This is a genomic window from Candidatus Methylomirabilota bacterium, assembly GCA_028870115.1.
Classification (GTDB): Bacteria; Methylomirabilota; Methylomirabilia; order Methylomirabilales; family Methylomirabilaceae; genus Methylomirabilis.
In genome coordinates, this window is sequence record JAGWQH010000001.1 from 1 (window position 1) to 3068 (window position 3068).

At 54.4% G+C, this 3068-nt stretch carries 6 protein-coding genes and 2 pseudogenes; 7 read left to right on the plus strand and 1 reads right to left on the minus strand.

Annotation, left to right across the window (positions count from 1 at the left end; genetic code table 11):
• Positions 1 to 72 precede the first annotated feature (72 nt).
• The 4 genes and pseudogenes from KGL31_00005 to KGL31_00020 all read left to right on the plus strand — a co-directional run bounded on the left by KGL31_00005 (position 73) and on the right by KGL31_00020 (position 1008).
• A pseudogene (locus KGL31_00005) lies at positions 73 to 150 on the plus strand (hypothetical protein).
• Between the two features lie 12 nt (positions 151 to 162).
• Positions 163 to 351 (plus strand): hypothetical protein, encoded by a 189-nt coding sequence (locus tag KGL31_00010; protein ID MDE2320300.1) that lies wholly within the window; start codon positions 163 to 165, stop codon positions 349 to 351.
• Between the two features lie 21 nt (positions 352 to 372).
• Positions 373 to 639, plus strand: a complete 267-nt coding sequence (locus KGL31_00015; GenBank protein MDE2320301.1) for a hypothetical protein — start codon at positions 373 to 375, stop codon at positions 637 to 639.
• Positions 640 to 1008: a clan AA aspartic protease gene (locus tag KGL31_00020; protein ID MDE2320302.1), complete on the plus strand. Its 369-nt coding sequence runs from the start codon at positions 640 to 642 to the stop codon at positions 1006 to 1008.
• Positions 1009 to 1320: 312 nt separating this feature from the next.
• Here KGL31_00020 and KGL31_00025 read toward each other — a convergent pair whose 3' ends face one another.
• Entirely contained in the window at positions 1321 to 1509 is a 189-nt protein-coding gene (locus KGL31_00025; GenBank protein MDE2320303.1) for a hypothetical protein, read from the minus strand.
• Positions 1510 to 2155: 646 nt separating this feature from the next.
• Here KGL31_00025 and KGL31_00030 point away from each other — a divergent pair.
• The 3 genes and pseudogenes from KGL31_00030 (at position 2156) to KGL31_00040 (ending at position 2913) form a co-directional block, all read left to right on the plus strand.
• The gene (locus KGL31_00030) at positions 2156 to 2407 is read left to right on the plus strand and encodes a type II toxin-antitoxin system HicB family antitoxin (GenBank protein MDE2320304.1); all 252 of its coding nucleotides are present in this window, start codon (positions 2156 to 2158) and stop codon (positions 2405 to 2407) included.
• Positions 2400 to 2618 carry a type II toxin-antitoxin system HicA family toxin gene (locus KGL31_00035; protein ID MDE2320305.1) on the plus strand — a complete coding sequence of 73 codons (219 nt, stop codon included), beginning with the start codon at positions 2400 to 2402 and terminating at the stop codon, positions 2616 to 2618. The genes KGL31_00030 and KGL31_00035 overlap by 8 nt, the downstream gene beginning before the upstream one ends.
• 205 nt (positions 2619 to 2823) lie before the next feature.
• Positions 2824 to 2913 (plus strand): annotated as a pseudogene (locus tag KGL31_00040) (glucose-1-phosphate cytidylyltransferase).
• The last annotated feature ends 155 nt before the right edge of the window (positions 2914 to 3068 follow it).

Below are 3068 nucleotides of genomic sequence, written 5' to 3' on the forward strand. Positions count from 1 at the left end.
CCTTTTCCCGTTCGTGCTGAGCCTGTCGAAGCATGAACGGAGGTTTGCCGGACAGGCTCTGACGTTCGATAATTCGAGATTGATAAGAGCATTGAGCACAAACTGCTCATCACCGTCGCCCCGGACGGCTATCTGAAGCGGGTCCGCTGATATGGCCAAGAAATGGTAAAGCGCAATATCATAGCCAACACGCTGGGCCGCGGCTGGTCCATGCTCATGGGACTGGTCTTCGTGCCCTTGTATATCAAGTTCCTTGGCATGGAGGCCTACGGTCTGATCGGCTTTTTTGCCACCCTCCAGATGGAACAGTTTATGGAATTGAGTTCTGAATGCACAACAGGCCATCCATGAAATGATTGAGGGCGGAGGAACATGAAAGCAGAGACTCACATTCGCGTTGTCGATAAGGATAGCTTGTTCGACGAAGGCGAACGTGTATTCAAGAAGCTGAATGCGCGATTAGGGAAGAAACATAAGGGGAAAATCCTGGCGATTGAGGCAGAGTCGGGCCAGCACATTCTTGGGGATGATGAGGTCGTAGTTGCGAAGGAAGCCAGGGCTCGCTTTCCCGGGAAGGTATTTAGTTTTTTCCGCATCGGGTATCCCATGGTACACAAGTTTCGATATGGCAGGCAATAGATGATTCGAGGAAGAGTCAATGCGGAAGAGGAGCCTGAGGTTCCATTGGTGCCGAATCTCGGCAAGAAGCGTGTGCGCACGATGGGTGTCGTGGACACGGGGTTCAACGGCTATATCAGCGTTCCCAAGCGCATTCTACAACAATCAAATTGGACGTTTCTTGGGTTTGAGCAATACGAGATCGCAACGGGTCAGGTGATACGGGAGAGCGTATTCTTTGGCAAGATTCATTTTGGCGGAGAGCCTCATGAGGTATTTTGCGTAGCCTCTGATTCACGGGATGTATTGCTTGGCACGAGGTTGCTGCGAGGCAAGAAACTGATGATTGATTTCCGTACAAAGCGGGTTACGATCGAAGACGCTTCGTAATGCCCCTCATCGCAGACAAGTCTACCTCAACAGCGCGATTCTTCAGCCCGACCCAATCGACTCAATAGACCCGACGACTCAACGGACTCAATGAACGCGAGGATGCGGTATTCTGCGGACCGTCGATGGTGTTCGCCACGAGGAGTACGTGGTATAATCCTCCCGTGAGGACAGCCGTTCGGACACATCGAGATTCTTGTCGATGTTGAGAGAGAGATAGCAGGGGGGGCACATCGCATGAAGATGGACGAGATTCAGAAACGCTATCCTGGCGAGTGGGTGCTGATTGAGTAGACAACGCTCGATGAGCAGTTAAACGTCGTCGACGGTGACGTCATTGCCCATGCCGCCAGCAAAGACGAAATCTACCGTGAGCTCGTAAAGACCAGCGGCAAGAATGTGGCCGTGGAATATCTCGGTACGATTCCGGAAGACCTGGCCGTCATGATTCCCTTTGGTCAATTCTTTGACGGCCTCCTTGGCATGGATATGCTGACCCATGTTCAAGCGCAGATCAATGTGCCCCAACAGATCATCGAGGTGACGTAATCTCGGATGCGCCAGAGCACCGTGTTGATGATCATTCCAACCCCGATCGAGCCGGCACTCAGCTCTCACAGACCGGGTCGACGAAATCGACGCAGGGGTACAGAAGCGGATCGAGGAGGTGTCGTTGTGGCTAAGTCAGCAAACCATCTTGGGTCTCTTCCGTCTTTCTCGTCCATTCCGTCTATTTCGTTACAGACCAAATGACTGGATCGATCACACAGAGCAAACCGACCAGACAGACGCAATGAACGCTATCAACGCAATGACGCAATCGACGCGATCAACCCATGAAACTCGTGATCCTCGCTGGTGGTCTCGGCACCCGTCTCAGCGAAGCGACCGATGCCCACCTCAAACCAACGACCTCTTTCACATGTACGACTTGCCTGCCCGCGACTGCGGCGCAGGCAGGCGTCACCTTAGACATGAAGTGGAGATCGAGAACCTTCACAGGCGACTGTGGATGGCTAGAGGGAACAGTCGCATGCTATACTACGCATGGCGAGCGAGAAACATGAGGCCGTATGGCAGAGAGGCTGCCGCACCATTGGTGTAAAGCGACCTCAAGGCATTCCGAAAGGTGAAGGAGGGCGGTCCAATGATCTGTGCCTACATCGATGCGGCGCTATCCCGTGCGCACTATGAGCTCATCCAAGATGAGGATCCCTACTATGGCGAGGTGACGGAACTGCCGGGAGTCTGGGCGAGCGGCAAGACGTTGGAGGAGTGCCGACAACACTTGGCTGAAGTGGTAGAAGGCTGGGTGATGATCCGCATTGCCCGCAGCCTGCCGATTCCTCCGCTCGGGGACACTCAGCTTCATCTGCCTCGCGAGCTGGCGGTTGCCTAGACTCGTTCCCGTATCCTGGAATGAGATGGTTCGGGGCTTGCGTCGATTGGGTTTCGAGGGACCCCTTGAAGGCGGAAAGCATCCATACATGGTACGGGGTGACATCGTCGTGACACTGCCCAATCCCCATCGACGGGAGATCGGGGTGAACCTACTGCAGCGAATCCTCCGCCGCGCTGGCCTCACCAGAGAGGAGTGGCTGGTGGAATGAGAGACAGAGGTGCTTTCGCCTACATATACCACCCGCCCGCATTTGCCGACTATCTCCTGGTTTTGACCCATCGCTGGAATGTAAGTTGAGTACGAATGCCCTTGGTTTTCAGTGTAGTCTCGCTCGTCCCGCTCCTCTCACTCGGCTTACGCAACTAACGCGATGAACGCTATCAACGCAATGACGCAATCGACGCGATCAACCCATGAAACTCGTGATCCTCGCTGGTGGTCTCGGCACCCGCATCTCCGAGGAAACCCACCTCAAGCCCAAGCCCATGATCGAGATCGGCGGCTGTTTGACGTCACCGTCGTCCCTTTTCCGCCTCTCCGCCCCACCGATAGTAAATGAGGTGCTGGCGGTGGGGATACAGGCGTGATACGCTAAGAAATAATGTTCAGCGTCAAGGGACGAGTGACGAAGTCGTTAGGAGGGTAGAAACCATGGCAA